This window comes from uncultured Streptomyces sp. (assembly GCF_947488945.1).
Taxonomy (GTDB): domain Bacteria; phylum Actinomycetota; class Actinomycetes; order Streptomycetales; family Streptomycetaceae; genus Streptomyces.
This window is the reverse complement of record NZ_CANLBS010000009.1, coordinates 200,757-215,405: the sequence shown is the minus strand read 5'-3', so window position 1 is coordinate 215,405 and position 14,649 is coordinate 200,757. Positions and strand designations below refer to the sequence as shown.

Sequence of the window (14,649 nt, the reverse complement as noted above, 5' to 3'; positions counted from 1 at the left end):
TGTGCGGGGCCGGAGGGCGCGGGCACGTGCAGGGCTGGGAGACTCGCGCGCATGAGACTGTTCGCCGCCGTCCTGCCGCCCCCTGCGGCCGTCGAGGAGCTGCGCCGCGCCGTGCAGCCGCTGCGCGCGCTGCCCGGCGCGCCCGCTCTGCGCTGGACCGACGTCCGGGGCTGGCACTACACGCTGGCGTTCTTCGGCGAGCCGGCGGACGCCCTGCTGCCGGGGCTGTACGCGGAGCTGGCGGAGGCTGCCCGGCGCACCGCCCCCTTCGCGCTGCGGGTGGACGGCGGCGGCCGGTTCGGCGGGCGTGCCCTGTGGGCGGGGGCCTCGGGGGAGCCGGACGCGCTGCGGCTGCTGGCGGGCCGGACGGCGGCCGCCGCCGGGCGGGCCGGGGTGTCGCTGGAGAAGCATCGCGACTACGTCCCGCACCTCACGCTCGCCCGCAGCCGTGCCGAGGCGGATCTCGGCCCGTTCACCGCCGGGCTCGCGGATTTCGCCGGCACCCCCTGGCAGGCGGCGGCGCTGAGCCTGGTGCGCAGCGATCCGCAGGCGGGCGGGGCGCCGGGCGGGCGGCCCCGGTACGAGGTGGTGCGGGCCTGGCCGCTGGGAAGGTGAGTGGTGCGGTTACGCTCGACGGGTGGATCCGAAGACCAGAAACCGTGTCATGGCCGCCGTGCTCGTGCTGATGTTCGCCGTCGTCGCCGTGGCGGCCGCCCTCGGGTGATGAGGACGGCCGCCGTCCGGCGGTCACCGCGTCGCGCGGGACGCGGCGCGACTACCAGGCGAAGTTCTCCGGCGACGGGCCGGGGCCCGGGAAGATCTCGTCCAGCTCCGCCAGCAGTTCGTCCGACAGCTCCAGCTCGACCGCCCGCAGCGCCGAGTCGAGCTGCTCGCGGGTGCGGGGGCCGGAGATCGGGCCGGTGACGCCCGGTCGCGTCAGCAGCCATGCCAGACCGACCTCGCCCGGCTCCAGGCCGTGCTTGTCGAGCAGGTCCTCGTACGCCTGCACCTTGGCGCGGCCCGCCGGGTCGGCGAGCGTGGCGGCGGAGCGGCCGGAGGTGGAGCGGGGCGTGCCGCCCTCGCGTTCCTTGCGCAGCGCCCCGCTGAGCAGTCCGCCGTGCAGCGGCGACCAGGGGATGACGCCGAGGCCGTACTCCTGGGCGGCCGGGATGACCTCCATCTCGGCGCCGCGTTCCATCAGGTTGTAGATGCACTGCTCGCTGACGAGCCCGTACATCCCCCGGCGCGCGGCCCGCTCGTTGGCCTGGGCGATGCCCCAGCCGGGGAAGTTCGAGGAGCCGGCGTAGAGGATCTTGCCCTGCTGGATCAGGACCTCGATGGCCTGCCAGATCTCGTCGACCGGGGTCGACCGGTCGATGTGGTGGAACTGGTACAGGTCGATGTGGTCCGTCTGGAGCCGCTTGAGGCTGGCGTCGACGGCCCGGCGGATGTTGAGGGCGGAGAGCTTGTCGTGGTTGGGCCACGCCTCGCCGTCCGCGCCCATGTTGCCGTAGACCTTGGTGGCGAGGACGACCTTGTCGCGGCGGTCGCCGCCCTGCGCGAACCAGGTGCCGAGGATCTCCTCGGTCCGTCCCTTGTTCTCGCCCCAGCCGTAGACGTTGGCCGTGTCGAAGAAGTTGACGCCCGCGTCCAGGGCGGCGTCCATGAGCGTGTGGCTGTCCGACTCGTTGGTCTGCGGGCCGAAGTTCATCGTCCCGAGGACGAGTCGGCTGACCTTGAGTCCCGTGCGTCCGAGCTGCGTGTACTTCATGTCCCCAGCCAACTCCTTGGAGTCCGCTCGAAGCAAGGGCGCCGTGCGGTGCGGCGGCGCTCACGCGCAGAAGCGGGCCAGCGCGGCGAGTTCGGCGCGGCGGGAACGGCTCCGCGGGCGGGGGCGGGGACGTGTCGTGGGTCATCGGGTCCCTCCGTGCGTGCGGCGGCGGCCCCGGCGCGGGCGGAGCGACGTCGCGGGCCCGCCGGGCGAAGGGGACAGCGTACGGGGGTGCCGGAGGGGGCGGGCGCCGGTCCGCGCCCGCCGTCGCGGGCACGGTCCGCGTACCCTCGACCGCGTGAACGCCGCGCCCAGCAATCTCGCCCTGCTCTCCGGACTGCTCGCCACCGCGGCCCCGGCGGACCGCGGCTCCCTCTGGCGGCTGGCGACGTCCGGGAGGCAGTTGGACGCCAATCTGGTGCGGCTGCCGCCGCACGGCGAGGTCGGCGAGCACCAGGAGGACGGTCTGGACGTGCTGCTGGTCGTCCTGGCGGGCGGCGGCCGGGTCGTCACGGGCGCGGAGAGCCTGGACCTCACCCCGACCACCGTCACCTGGCTGCCCCGCACCTCGCGCCGTGCCCTCGTGGCGGGGCCGGACGGTCTCGCTTTCCTCACCGTCCACCGCCGCCGGCCGGGCATGACCATCGGGCGTGCACCCGGACCGGGTATCGCCGGAGCGGAGTCCCCCGGCGCGGTCTCCGGGCCCGCCGTGGAGGAGGGCGGCGAGGCGCCGTGCGGGCGGGACCGGGTGTGCGCGGAATGCGGACGGATGGCCGAGGGGCGGGCCCCGAAGTACTGCGCGGAGTGCGGGACGGCCCTCGGGGGCTGACCGCCCCGCGACCGGCCGGGTTCCGCTCCGTCAGCGGTCCTCGCACTCGGTGAGCGGCGGCTCGTCCGGCGGCTCGTCGATCCCCATCGTCTTCATCAGGGGTTCCAGGTTCTCCGTGTAGAGGTCGTCCCAGGTGCCGTCGGCCATGACGCTGCGCAGCGCCGCGCACACCTCGCCCTTGAGGCCCGGATTGCCCGCCTTCATCGCCACCCCGTACCGCTCGGAGCCCTGGACGCCCTTGAGAATCCGCAGGTTGGAGTTGTCCCTGGCGTATCCGGCGAGGATCACGTCGTCGGTGCTGACGGCGGCGACCGGGTTGTCGTCGTCCTGGAGATACCGCATGCACGCGCCGTACGTGGTCGGCAGGTTCTCCAGCACCGTGTAGTGGTTCTCGGGCAGATACGTCTCGTACGTCGAGCCGCTGGCCGTGCACACCACGGCGTCGTCGTCCTTCAACTGGCTGGCGTCGCCGTACTCGCGGCCCTTGTCGGTGCGCACCAGGAAGCTCGGCACCGCGACGTAGTAGGGGCCGGCGAAGTCGAGCCCGGCCGCCTTTCGTTCGGGCGTGATGCTGTAACTCGCTATCACCAGGTCGCCGCGGCCGGTGTCGGTGAGGAAGTCGGCGCGGTCGCCGCTGGTCACCGCGGTGAACTTGATCTCGTCGGCGGCGTACCCCATCTGTTCGCCCACGGCCCGCGCCAGATCGACGTCGTATCCCTCGTACCGTCCCGTCTTCGCGTTCAACTCGCTCAGTCCGGGCTGGTCCGCCTTGACGCCGATGCGCAGGATCGGGTGGCTCTCCTTGTACGGCGCGGTGTCCGCCTGCCGGTCCCAGACGAACCATCCGCCGCCCGCCAGGACCGCGCAGCAGACCGCCGCGCCGAGAAGGGCGCGTCGCTTGCGGGACGGTCCGCGCCGGGGCGGCCGAGGGGGTTCGTCGAGAGCGGGGCGGCGCTGGGAGTGGTCGTCGTCGGTGTCGTCGGAGTCCGCGGGCGGGTCGCCGGTGACCCGCTGGAGCATCACCTCCACCTCGGCCGCCGACGGCCGCAGCTTCGGGTCCTTCTGCAGCAGCGCCTCGATCACCGGAGCCAGCGGCCCGGCGTTCCGCGGCACCGGAACCGGTTCCTCGATGACCGCGATGAAGATCTCGTACGAACTCAGACCGGTGAACGGGGCCTGTCCCTCGACCATTTCGTACAGCGTGACGCCGAGCGACCACAGGTCGGAGGCGGGGGAGGCGGGGCCGCCCTCGGAGCTGCCGATCCGGATCAGTTCGGGGGCGAGGTACTTCGGGGTGCCGATGATCTCCTGCGACTTGGTGAGCTGCACCGCCCCTTCGAAGGTGGCGATGCCGAAGTCCATCAGCAGCGCACGGCCGTTGGGCCGGAAGAGGATGTTGTGCGGCTTCACGTCGCGGTGCAGCACCCCGGCCTCGTGGACGGCGCGCAGCCCGCGCAGCACATGGAGGCCGATGCGGGCGGCCCGCGCCACCGGCAGCGGTCGGCGCTCGCGCAACTCATCGGCCAGGGAACGGGCGTTGAGCAGCTCCATCACGATCCAGACCTGGCTGTCCGCCTCGATCACGTCGTGCACCGCGACCACGTTGGGGTGGCCGATCCGGGCGATGGCCTGCGCCTCGCGCCGGGCGCGGGCCACCCACTGCGCCTGGGTGTCGGGCTCCACCGAGCCCCGGTAGAGCAGCCCCTTCACCGCGACCAGCCGGCCGAGGCGCCGGTCCAGCGCCTCCCACACGACTCCCATGCCGCCGCTGCCCAGTTGGCGCTGCAGTTCGTAGCGGTCCGCGATGACCGTGTGCGGGCGGAGCACCGCGTCGGGCTCCGGTGTCCGCGCCCCGGACGGGCCGGCGGGGTCCGCGCCGGATCCCCGCTCAGGACCATCGGCGGCTGTTCCCTCGCTGCGCATGCGACCCCCTGTGCACTTCACGGATGGAGTCAGAGTAGACGTTCGCTCAAGTGTCCACCGGGCCACGCGGACCGAGGTTTCCGGGGCCCGGCGGATCTTCACCTTTCGTCCGGGATGTGCGGTACGGCCCCGCGGAGGGTCTCCTCGGTCACCGGTCACGGAGGGAGGGTGGTACGGGCGCCCGGAGGGATTGGGGGCCTTCCCGGCGAACAGCGGGCCGCGTGGTCCTGGCCCGGCGGGCGCGCGCCGAGAGTGCTGTGGCATACGACGCGGGTGCCCCGACCGGGGCGCGGCAGGTCGGGGTGCGGCACGTGGAGGTGTTCGGCGGGTCCGACCGTGGGTGTCCCACCGTGACCCGGACAAGGCGACGGGCACCCGGCGGGCCGCGGAGGAGGCAGCGGACTGGCCGACCTCCCATCCGCGGTGCCGCAGGGCGTTCGGGCCCCGGCCGGTAGCCGACTAGGAGTTGTCCGGCCGATCATGTGACTATTCCCCGCCCAGGTCGTTGATATGGACATGGGGCGGGGTGATCTGAGTGATGCCGAGTGGGAACGGCTGCGGCCGTTCCTGCCGGTCAGCAACAGGCGTTGTGGCAGGTGGAGGGACCACCGGCAGGTGATCAACGGAATTCTGCACCGGGTGCGGACCGGTGTTCACTGGCGGGACCTGCCGGAACGGTTCGGGCCGTGGAAGACGGTCTACGAACGGCACCGGCTGTGGTCGGCCGACGGGACGTGGGAGCATCTGCTCCAGCAGGTCCAGGCCGCGGCCGACGCGGTGGGTGAGATCGACTGGGATGTCTCGGTCGACTCCACCGTCGTGCGGGCGCATCAGCACGCCGCGGGTGCCCGCACCGACCCGCCGCCGGCCCTCGCCTCAAAGGGGGACGATTCACAAGAACACCAGCACGAGACACCGTGGCAGAGCCTCATCGCCCGGCTGGTGGAGGTGGTGCTGGAGGTGAGGGCCTGGGCCGCTCGCGCGGCGGGTTCACGACCAAGCTCCACCTGAGCGCGGACGGCCGCTGCCGCCCGCTTTCCCTGATCGTCACACCAGGTCAGCGAGCGGACTGCACGCAGTTCAAGCCGGTCCTGGAGAAGATCCGTGTGCCCAAACTCGGACCCGGCAGGCCCCGCAAGAAGCCCGACAGCGTCGCCGCGGACAAGGCATACAGCTACCGGCCATGCCGCGAATACCTGCGACAACGCGGCATCCGGCACACGATCCCAGAGAAGACCGACAGCCAGGCCACCCGCCGACGCAAAGGATCACTCGGTGGACGACCACCAGGATTCGACGAAGACCGCTACAAGAAGCGCAACACCGTCGAACGGGCCATCAACCGGCTCAAGCAGCACCGGGCGGTGGCCACTCGCTATGACAAGCGCCGCTACATCTACCTCGGCACGGCGACCGCAGCAGCCCTCACCATCTGGCTACGAACCTGACCCCTACGCGACCCAGCAGTAGACACCGCGACCATGTGCTTCGACCCCACGGGCCAGAGTGCCCAGACTTTCCAACATCTCGACCGCCACCTCAGATCCGATTTCCTCGCCGTCCTCGGCCCGCTGCCGGGCCCACTCCACTGCGACCTCACGCAATCGGGAAGGTTCCGCCTCGGCCAGAGCACCCACCAGACGCGCGGAGAGCACGAAGACAACACATCCGTCATCGTCGTCGCCAGCAACGATCCGCGGTTCGCCGGCCTCCAGGAGCTCCTCGAAGCCGTCTCCGAAGAAGAGGCATTCCCACTCGACCACGGCACTCTCGGAATCGAAGTTGCCGAACGAGACAGACTCGAAAACGAGTCCCGGTCCGCCCTCGACGACGCGGGCAGCAGCCGCATCGTCCGGTGCCACGAAGAACTTAACGATGATGCTCACCGATGCATGATGCCCGACTGACCAGGCTCCACCACCGTGATCGGCCGGACAGCTCCTAGCGGAGGTAGGTGCGCTGCCACTCTGCCAGCGACATGGTCTGTGCTGCCTCGGCCAGGGCGAGAGCTGACGGCGTCTTGAGCTTGGCCCTGGTCGAGTCCACCCACTCCTGCGCGGCCGGATACCCCTGCTGAAGGTACTCCAGCCCCTGGATCATGCACTCCAGCTTGTCGGCGTCGTGCGCGACGAGGACTTCGAGGGAGTCGCCGTTCTCGTACTCGTCAACAATGGCCTTGATGCCTTCTGCGACGGCCGGGTGTGCGTCTGCCACCTGGTCTGCTGTGACGTCCTCGTTCTTCGCGACCTTGATGTAGCGGCGGCCGATCCACGGGATGTCGCCGATCCGGGTTTCCTGCGTGTCGTGGAAGGTGCACAGCAGGGCGACTCTCGCGGGGTCCGCGCCTTCCATCATGGCCAGGACGGAGCCGATGACGGCAGTCCGCCATGAGTGTTCGGCGATCGTCTCGGGGTCCTTGACGCCGGCGATCCACCAGCCGCTGCGCTTCCCGCGTTTGAGGGCGCCCATCTCCAGCATGTATCCGACGGTGCCGGTGTCCTCGGTGCTTTCGGTCTCGCTCATGCCGTCCCCTCCTGCGGTGATCACGTGTGCAAGTTCAGACCGTAGTGCACTGCCTCCAACTCGCGACGAGTCTGTGCGGAGATCGAGTTGCCGTCCAGAAGGGCGGACACACGGGTGCTGAGTTCGGTGTTCAGGGAAGGGTCGGCCGCGAGTAGGCCACGGCGTGCGGTGAGCAGGGCCCACACGCTGTGCGCGTTCAGGTCGATGCACCCGAGTCCTGGGGTGAGCCGGTTGGTGAGACCGCGTAGGAGGGTCAGTCCGTCCCAGTGACCACCGGTGGTGTCGACCATGAACGTGTCGTCGGAGCGGGGGATGCGGTCGATGCCCAGCCAGTACGCCCAGTAGTTCAAGTTGGCGATCTCGCCCGTTTCGGTGCCCATCCCGTGGCGGATGAACGCTTGCATCGGTTCGTTGTCGCCGTGCCGGGTGAGTGAGGCGGCGAGGGACCGGGTGTCCGCCCAGTGGAGTGTCCAGCCCTTCGGGTGGTGGGTCGTCTTACGCATGTCGGCGAGCCACCGATGGGTATCCGTGGCCCGGTCGTATGAACTCAGGTACAGAGCCTGGCGGCGCAGGAGCGCGCCGCTGACTCCGGCCTGGTCTGCGAGTTCCGCTGCTCGCCGCATGTGTGCGAAGAACGCCGCCCGCTCGTCTGCCGGGAGCAGAGGGGACGAAGCTGTGGGGCCATGCCGTCGGCGGGCGGGCTGGGCGGGAAGGGCGGCGGGCGGCGTTCCGTTGAGGGCCCAGGCGAGCAGGTGGGTCGTGTTGCGGGTGAACACCCATCCGGAGAGCGGGTGATCACTCATGCGGTTCGTTGGGGGGCCGCTCATGGCGTGGGAGACGATCGCGTCCGCGTCCACCGCCTCGTCCAGCAGTCGGAGCACTTCTGCAGGCGCTCCGAGCTGGATCAGCTTCCTGGTGATGCTCCTGAGCGTGCCGGCGCGCGTCGCTGTGAGCGGCCGCCGGCCGGACTCCCATCCCTGGATCGTAGTGCTGTCGACGCCGAGGGCTTCGGCTAAACCGGGCTGTGTGAGCGGGATCTGCTCCCGAACGGTCTTGAAGAGGTAGCCGGTGATGACGCCCTCTCGGGGGCGACCGGTACTGCCGGTCAGTGCTGGGCGGGATGGCCGTCTGCTATCTGCCGCCATCGTCCCTCCTCGCGGCCGTGGGGGTCTGCTCGTACTCGTACCCGCGGTCAGTCCTCACGTCACACGCTGAGAAATAGCCTCGATTCAACGGCGGCGCGGCATCGCGGGCTCCGAGCGTACTGCGCATACGGGGTGCGGAGTTGAGGTCCGGCTACGTGGCATATCCGGCCAGTCCCGCGCCCGGTGTGACCAGCACTGCACATGACGTCTCTTTGGAGGATCCGTGAAAGGGAACACCATCTGTCCTCCGTACGCGCTGCAGCGAGAAGAGGTCGGCGGCAGCCGTGGGACAAGGGCGCAGGGAGGCCCCAGTGGCCTTCGGAAGCGGTACGTCGCATCCGTGTACCGGCAGCCGCACATGGTTGGCCGGGAGCGCCGCGCCGTACGGGTGCTTCTGCGGAAGTGGGGGGTGGCTCCGGAGCCGTCAGTTGACGCCGTCCTCATTGTGGTCAGCGAACTCCTCTCCAACGCCGTGCTGTACGGCACGGCAGACTTCGTCGTCCTGTCGATCACCTGTACGCAACACGAGATCCGCATCGAGGTCGATGACCGGACGCCGGGGGAGTGGCCGGCGCGCATCTGCCCAGCAGATGACGACGAGAACGGGCGGGGGCTCCTCCTGGCTGCTGCGTTGAGCGTCGCTTCCGGCGTGAGCGAGGACGGGACGGTCGCGTGGAGCACCGTGGTTATCGGGCAGACCCCGTGAACTCCACTCCGCTCGGCGTCCTGCACGGCGCGGCTGACAACAGCACGGCGACGCTGGAGAGGCTGGCTGCGTCGCTGCGCTCCTGGCCGCTGAGCACGGTGATCCTGGACGGAATCTTCGAGGACCTGGAAGCGGTGCTCTCCGAGTACTCCAATCCGGATGACGAGGAGATCGAGGCGCTGCTCCTACGGGCCCGCGGTTCGCTGATGCAGTTGATGGCCGTGACCAGCACACGAGACCGAGATCCCGGCCCGGTGGGCGACCTGCTCGGCCGTGCTCGTGACCTGGTGTCGGCGGTGCCCGCCACCGGATGCATGGGGCCCCGCGTCCTGCTGCGGCGCATGGCCCTCGCGGTCATGGAACTTCTCGACCGCATGGAACCGATTTCCTGAGCCGCATGCCCTGCGGTTCGACCACACCCCGCTCCTGCCACCCCACACACGGAGTGGTCCTTCACCAACCCTTCTGACGACAGGACATCATGACTCAGCAGATCAACTTGGTGGCACCGCCTGCTTGCCGTATCGGCGGGCTCGCCTGGATCCCGAACGAGCACGGGGAAATCCTCACCGTGCGGGCGAACTACGGCTCCAAGGCCGGGTATCACCAGCTCCCCGGTGGCCACGCCGGCGACAACGAACCGAACCTCGCCGCGATGATCAACCACACCCGGCGCGAGACCGGCATCACCCCCGTTCCGGTCCGGCTCCTCGGCATCGACTGGGTGCCGGGCAACCCCGACGAGGCGCAGCCGGCCGCCATGGGCCAGAACTTCGTCTACCAGTGCTCGGCCGTCCACAGCACCGCCGATCTTCGCCTGCCGCCCGCGCCCGACGGCGGAGAGCTGGAGCTGTCCGGTTACGCGTGGGTGGGGCCGGACACCGCCCGCACGTGCATGCGGCCGTACCAGCACCGCCGCTTCCTCGGGATGTGGAACGCGTGGAAGAACGGCACGACAGCCGTCCTCCAGGACGGGCGTCCCGTGCTCGGGGGCTCTCGGGGGGTGGAGCTGTGACCTCATCGGGCACGGTCACTGTCGACGCGGTCCCGAGAACCCGTGAGCTTGCTCTGCCCAGCACTCGGCGTCACCGATCTGAACCCCAGATTCCGGGGCGCCTACCGCGCGCGGGCCGCCCGTCACTGAGCTGATGCAGAGCCCAGGGGAGAGACGGCGCCGGTTTCGCACTACGCAGTTCCGCAAGCAGGAACGACGAACCCACCTGCCCAACCGTTGGAGGCCACAGTGTCACTGCACGACCTCGGGCCCGCACCGACCGATCTGACTGCTTTGAAGAGCTTCGCAGCGTTACGTGGCCAGCTCCGGGTGTCCCTGACCCCGCGGTGCAACATCTTCTGCAACTTCTGCCACGACGAGGGCGACAAGCCGCCAGTACTCGTCAGGGCCGACCGCACGGTTCGACCCAGGAGCCGCGAACTCGACGCCTACCAGTATCTCCACCTGATCAACTCGTTGATTGCCGCCGGTATGAAGCGGGTCTACTTCACCGGCGGGGAACCGCTGATCTCCCCGCTCGCACGGCCTGTCCTCACCGGCCTGACCAGCCCGACGGCCGACACGTCGTACACGCTGATCACGAACGGCACGCGTGTGCGCCGGAGTGCCGGCTGGCTGAGACAGGCACCTCTCGACAAGGTGAAGGTCTCGCTGCACTACTTTTCCGACGAGTCGCTGTACGACATTGCCAACACCCGCATCGGGATCGGCGCGGTGCTTGATGGAATCGATGCCGCACGCGACATGTTCGAGCGTGTCGAGCTGAACTGCCTGCTGCTCCAGCGCAACGCCGAGGAAGTGCCGCGCATCCTCGACTACGCCCTGGAACGGCGGCTGCCCGTCCAGTTCATCGAACTCGTTGACACCAACCACAATCAGGCGATGGCCGAGACCGCGTTGCCGGCCGAAACCGTCGTGTCTCGTCTGCGCACCATGACCGACGACGAGCGCGTTGAGGTAGCCGGAGCGGGGCAGGGTCGCCGCATCTTCCGCATCGATGGCGTCGAGGTCGATGTTATCGAGCGCAACCTGGGCCGGTACCACGTCGGGCAGTGCGGAACGTGTCCCCTCCGTGCGCAGTGCGTCGAGGGTTTCTGGGCACTGCGCTTGGACCACGCCGGTGGTGTGCAGCCGTGCCTCCTTCGAGAAGACCTGCGGCTCGACGTCAAGGACTACGTCCACGACGTTGGTCAGCTTGTGCACCGTGTTGCGGATCACGTCGCCGCCTTCACCGAGGGAACCGCCCAGTCCCAGCCCCAACGCCTTGCCTGAGTCGAAGGGACCTTCGAAGTGACCGCAGCGCAGCCGTACCAGCCGCTCGCTTTCGAGACGCCAGGGCCGGCGCCCGCCTTCATCGTTCTGGAAGGCGTCTCCGGAATCGGGAAGTCCACTCTCGCCCGAACCCTCGCCCGCCGCCTGGCCGCCTCCAGCCTGCACACCTTGCCCCGCCCTCACACCGACTGGGCAAGCACCATCAACAGCCGCCTTCGGCCGCTGCCTCAGTTCGCGTTCTACCTGTCGGGCCTGTTGCACGCCGCCGACGCCATACGGGAATGCCGTCCTCTGGGCCCGGTCGTGGCCGACCGCTACGTCTCGTCCGTCATCGCCTGCCATGCCGCAGCGCACCGAGTTCCGGTCAACGACGTCGAGTGCCTGCTCCAGCCGTTCCGCGGCTACCTCGTTCCGCCGACCCACACGTTCTACCTTCGCTGCTCCGAGGAAACTCTCCGCGCCCGAATGGAGACCAAGGCCGACCTCAAGCGCGACGACACCGACCTCTTCACCGTTCCCGGGCGGCTGGGCCGGCTGTTGAGCAACTTTGAGGACGTCGCGGCGAGGGACCCGAGCGCCATCACGCTCGACACGGACGACCAATCCCCCGACGAACTGGCCGATGTCGTCACCAGACTCGCAGGAGGCACGCATGCTTAGCTCTGCGGGAGCGGACGCGATCTTCACCGAGCGTAGTGTTCGGGGTCGCTTCCCCGACCAGGTGCACCAAGGCATCGGTTGGTGGCTCGGAGCCTGCTTGGTCGTCACCCAGCAGGCATCGCGCCTTGCGGTCGCCCACGACGGTCACCCCGTGGTTTCCGAGATCGCTGCTCGGCTGTGCAGAGGAGCCATCAACGCCCAGCACTACCGTTGCCAGGTGCAGTACCTCGGCCACAGCAGCACAGACGACTTCTTCAGCGCAATGAAGGCATCCGGCGGAGCGTGCGGCGCTTGGCTCGATGCCAGCGACGACCTCGGCGTGACCACCGTCGAGATCACCCTCTACAGTCGCGGCGGGCTCGCACTGCCGCCAGCAGCACTTCGCGGAATTCGGTTGCTCATGGAACGGGACCAGGTGCCCATCCCGGTCAACGATGCGGCGCGAGGTGCCATCCAGGTCAGCTCGGGCGACACCGATCCTGGACGAATCCCCTCATGATCAAGGCCCGCGAAGTCATCGGCAGCGGGACGAGCATCCTCTTCGTCACCCTCGACTCCCTTCGCTACGACGTGGCCAGGGACACCCTTGCCTCGGGCCGTACGCCACATCTGGAGTCTCTGCTTCCCACCGGCGGATGGGAGCGCCGTCACACCCCGGGCACCTTCACCCTCCCCGCGCACATGGCGTTCTTCTCCGGCTTCCTACCGAAGCTGCCGCAACCGCAGCAGCCACCCCGACTGTGGGAGTGCAGGCCCCCCGCCTTCAAGACGCCACATCCGCAGACTTTCGTGTTCGAGGCCCCCAGCCTTCTCCAGGGCCTTGCTCAGTACGGCTACCGGAGCGTCTGCATCGGCGGAGTCACGTACTTCTCTCGCGAGACGCCGCTCGGCTCCGTTCTGCCCGACATGTTCGATGAGGACCACTGGCGTCCTGAGTTCTGCTCACCCGAACCTGACTCGACTCGCCACCAGGTGGACCAAGCCCTGGAGGTGGTCGCCGAGTTCCGCGGTCGTCAGCCACTCTTCCTCTTCGTCAACGTGTCAGCCACCCATGTCCCGCACGGTCACTACATCGGCCGCAGCGTCGATTCCCGGACGTCGCAGGAAGGCGCCCTGCAATACGCAGACGAACATCTCGGCCGGCTGGTCACCCAGCTCACGGAGGACGAGAAGTGGTTGATCATCCTGTGCGCCGACCACGGAGACGCCTACGGAGAGGACGGATTCCACGGCCGTGGCGTCGCACACCCAACCGTCGTGAACGTCCCCTTCTCGGCGTTTTTGCGCGGCTGAACCACTATGCTTCCTGCGCATGAACAGCCAAGGCCGAGCGCCGAGCAGGGACGCGTCTGTCGTCGTGGCTCGTGACAGCAACGGTACCGTCGCGATTCTGCGCGCACAGTTCCCCGAGTACGGCGGCGAGTTCCTCTTCCTGCCGGGCGGTCGCCGGGAGGACGGCGAGACGGCGGAGGCGTGTGCACACCGCGAACTCCGGGAGGAGGCGGGTCTGACCGCCTCCTCTTGGAAGGCTCTGGGCTCCTACGCCATCACACTCGGATCGGCTGCACGGGTCCATCTCTTCGAGGCATCAGGCCTTACCCACGGGCCTCAGGAACTCACGGCCACCGAGGCGGACTTCAAGCTGGAATGGTGGCCTCTGGGTCGGGCCATCGACGCCGCTACCGAGGGGCGTTTTCTCCTGCCTGCCGGACCGTTGGCCTTGCTGCTGGCAGAACGGGCCGTCTCTGTCGGACCAGGGTCATAGCTTGGCGATCACGACTGTAGGCGCCGGGCTGACGTGGGGGCCGTCAGCGGCGTGGTCGCGCGTGAAATCCTGACCGACACCATCCGCATCTTCCGGCTGGGCGAGCCGGTCCGCAACGAGGAGACCGGCCCGTAGACCGGCCTGTACGAGGCGGGAACCGCCTTCGTGTTCCACCGGAGGGCCCGGCACGATCTTCCCGGACAACGGGTTCCGGCATCGTCCCCCCACGGCAGGGCCGGGTGTACGCCGACGACTGCTCCTCCCTGTGCGTACCGCACACCCCGCTCAGCGCCCCGCTGGTGTCCCTTGCCCGTGACAACCGCACCCGATCCGGTCTCGGTGGACCGGTGCCGTCCGTCCCGCGCGGGCAGGATGGCGGTATGACGACTTCGCCGAAGATCGTCCTCGTGCGCGGGGACATCACCGAGCAGCACGCCGACGCCCTGGTCAACGCCGCCAACTCCTCGCTCCTCGGCGGCGGCGGGGTGGACGGTGCGATCCACCGGCGGGGAGGGCCCGAGATCCTCGCCGCCTGCCGCGCGCTGCGGGCCTCGCACTGGGGCGGCGGCCTGCCGACCGGCAAGGCCGTGGCGACCACGGCCGGCCGGCTGCACGCCCAGCACGTCATCCACACCGTGGGCCCGGTCTGGTCGCGCACCGAAGACCGGTCCGCCCTGCTGGCCTCGTGCTACCGGGAGTCCCTGCGGGTGGCCTCGGAGCTGGGCGCCCGGACGGTGGCCTTCCCGGCCATCTCGACGGGGATCTACGGCTGGCCACTGGACGACGGGGCGCGCATCGCGGTGCGCACGGTCCGGGAGGCGGCCCTCCCGCCGGTCGACGAGGTCCGGTTCGTGCTGTTCGGCGACGAGGCGTACACGTGCTTCGAGGAGGCGTTGGCCGCGTGACGGCGTGACGGCGTGACGGCGTGACGGCGTGACGGCGTGACGGGGGACCGCGGGGGACCGGGGGGACCACCGCACGGGGAGACCGTACGGGAGAGGCCGTGGGGCCACCGGCGGCGCGGGAAGCGACCGGCGGCG

General features: G+C 69.5%; 16 protein-coding genes and 1 pseudogene. 12 read left to right on the top strand and 5 right to left on the bottom strand.

Annotated elements, in window-relative coordinates:
• Positions 1-51 precede the first annotated feature (51 nt).
• Positions 52-615 carry an RNA 2',3'-cyclic phosphodiesterase gene (gene thpR, locus Q0994_RS17040; RefSeq protein ID WP_299535376.1) on the top strand — a complete coding sequence of 188 codons (564 nt, stop codon included), beginning with the start codon at positions 52-54 and terminating at the stop codon, positions 613-615.
• A 160-nt stretch (positions 616-775) separates the two neighbouring features.
• On the opposite strand, the gene Q0994_RS17035 is transcribed toward thpR, so the two are convergent.
• The gene (locus tag Q0994_RS17035; RefSeq protein ID WP_299535373.1) at positions 776-1,771 is read right to left on the bottom strand and encodes an aldo/keto reductase; all 996 of its coding nucleotides are present in this window, start codon (positions 1,769-1,771) and stop codon (positions 776-778) included.
• Between the two features lie 298 nt (positions 1,772-2,069).
• Between Q0994_RS17035 and Q0994_RS17030 the strand changes: the two genes are divergently transcribed.
• Positions 2,070-2,600: a hypothetical protein gene (locus tag Q0994_RS17030; protein WP_299535371.1), complete on the top strand. Its 531-nt coding sequence runs from the start codon at positions 2,070-2,072 to the stop codon at positions 2,598-2,600.
• A 30-nt stretch (positions 2,601-2,630) separates the two neighbouring features.
• Here Q0994_RS17030 and Q0994_RS17025 read toward each other — a convergent pair whose 3' ends face one another.
• The gene (locus tag Q0994_RS17025) at positions 2,631-4,523 is read right to left on the bottom strand and encodes a serine/threonine-protein kinase (RefSeq protein ID WP_299535369.1); all 1,893 of its coding nucleotides are present in this window, start codon (positions 4,521-4,523) and stop codon (positions 2,631-2,633) included.
• A 516-nt stretch (positions 4,524-5,039) separates the two neighbouring features.
• Between Q0994_RS17025 and Q0994_RS17020 the strand changes: the two are divergent.
• A pseudogene (locus tag Q0994_RS17020) lies at positions 5,040-5,971 on the top strand (IS5 family transposase).
• Between the two features lie 3 nt (positions 5,972-5,974).
• On the opposite strand, the gene Q0994_RS17015 reads toward Q0994_RS17020, so the two are convergent.
• Genes Q0994_RS17015 through Q0994_RS17005 form a run of 3 tightly spaced genes read right to left on the bottom strand, consistent with a single transcriptional unit; the run spans position 5,975 to position 8,191 of the window.
• On the bottom strand, positions 5,975-6,409 hold the full coding sequence (locus tag Q0994_RS17015; protein ID WP_299535367.1) for a hypothetical protein: 435 nt from the start codon (positions 6,407-6,409) through the stop codon (positions 5,975-5,977).
• A 55-nt stretch (positions 6,410-6,464) separates the two neighbouring features.
• Positions 6,465-7,046 carry an HD family hydrolase gene (locus tag Q0994_RS17010; protein WP_299535365.1) on the bottom strand — a complete coding sequence of 194 codons (582 nt, stop codon included), beginning with the start codon at positions 7,044-7,046 and terminating at the stop codon, positions 6,465-6,467.
• 20 nt (positions 7,047-7,066) lie between these two features.
• Positions 7,067-8,191, bottom strand: a complete 1,125-nt coding sequence (locus Q0994_RS17005; RefSeq protein WP_299535362.1) for a DNA-binding transcriptional regulator — start codon at positions 8,189-8,191, stop codon at positions 7,067-7,069.
• Positions 8,192-8,414: 223 nt separating this feature from the next.
• Here Q0994_RS17005 and Q0994_RS17000 point away from each other — a divergent pair, with 223 nt between their 5' ends.
• The 9 genes from Q0994_RS17000 (at position 8,415) to Q0994_RS16960 (ending at position 14,514) form a co-directional block, all read left to right on the top strand.
• A complete protein-coding gene (locus tag Q0994_RS17000; protein WP_299535359.1) occupies positions 8,415-8,897 on the top strand; it encodes an ATP-binding protein in 483 nt (160 codons plus the stop codon).
• Positions 8,894-9,289, top strand: coding sequence for a DUF6415 family natural product biosynthesis protein (locus Q0994_RS16995; RefSeq protein ID WP_299535357.1), 396 nt, complete (start codon positions 8,894-8,896; stop codon positions 9,287-9,289). The genes Q0994_RS17000 and Q0994_RS16995 overlap by 4 nt, the downstream gene beginning before the upstream one ends.
• A gap of 89 nt (positions 9,290-9,378) precedes the next feature.
• Positions 9,379-9,912 (top strand): NUDIX domain-containing protein, encoded by a 534-nt coding sequence (locus tag Q0994_RS16990; protein ID WP_299535354.1) that lies wholly within the window; start codon positions 9,379-9,381, stop codon positions 9,910-9,912.
• 228 nt (positions 9,913-10,140) lie between these two features.
• The gene (locus tag Q0994_RS16985) at positions 10,141-11,184 is read left to right on the top strand and encodes a radical SAM protein (RefSeq protein WP_299535352.1); all 1,044 of its coding nucleotides are present in this window, start codon (positions 10,141-10,143) and stop codon (positions 11,182-11,184) included.
• 18 nt (positions 11,185-11,202) lie between these two features.
• Entirely contained in the window at positions 11,203-11,844 is a 642-nt protein-coding gene (locus Q0994_RS16980) for an AAA family ATPase (RefSeq protein ID WP_299535349.1), read from the top strand.
• The gene (locus tag Q0994_RS16975; RefSeq protein ID WP_299535347.1) at positions 11,837-12,343 is read left to right on the top strand and encodes a hypothetical protein; all 507 of its coding nucleotides are present in this window, start codon (positions 11,837-11,839) and stop codon (positions 12,341-12,343) included. The genes Q0994_RS16980 and Q0994_RS16975 overlap by 8 nt, the downstream gene beginning before the upstream one ends.
• Positions 12,340-13,137, top strand: a complete 798-nt coding sequence (locus Q0994_RS16970; RefSeq protein ID WP_299535345.1) for an STM4013/SEN3800 family hydrolase — start codon at positions 12,340-12,342, stop codon at positions 13,135-13,137. The genes Q0994_RS16975 and Q0994_RS16970 overlap by 4 nt, the downstream gene beginning before the upstream one ends.
• Positions 13,138-13,156: 19 nt before the next feature.
• On the top strand, positions 13,157-13,609 hold the full coding sequence (locus Q0994_RS16965; RefSeq protein ID WP_299535344.1) for an NUDIX hydrolase: 453 nt from the start codon (positions 13,157-13,159) through the stop codon (positions 13,607-13,609).
• A 380-nt stretch (positions 13,610-13,989) separates the two neighbouring features.
• A complete protein-coding gene (locus Q0994_RS16960; RefSeq protein WP_299535342.1) occupies positions 13,990-14,514 on the top strand; it encodes an O-acetyl-ADP-ribose deacetylase in 525 nt (174 codons plus the stop codon).
• The last annotated feature ends 135 nt before the right edge of the window (positions 14,515-14,649 follow it).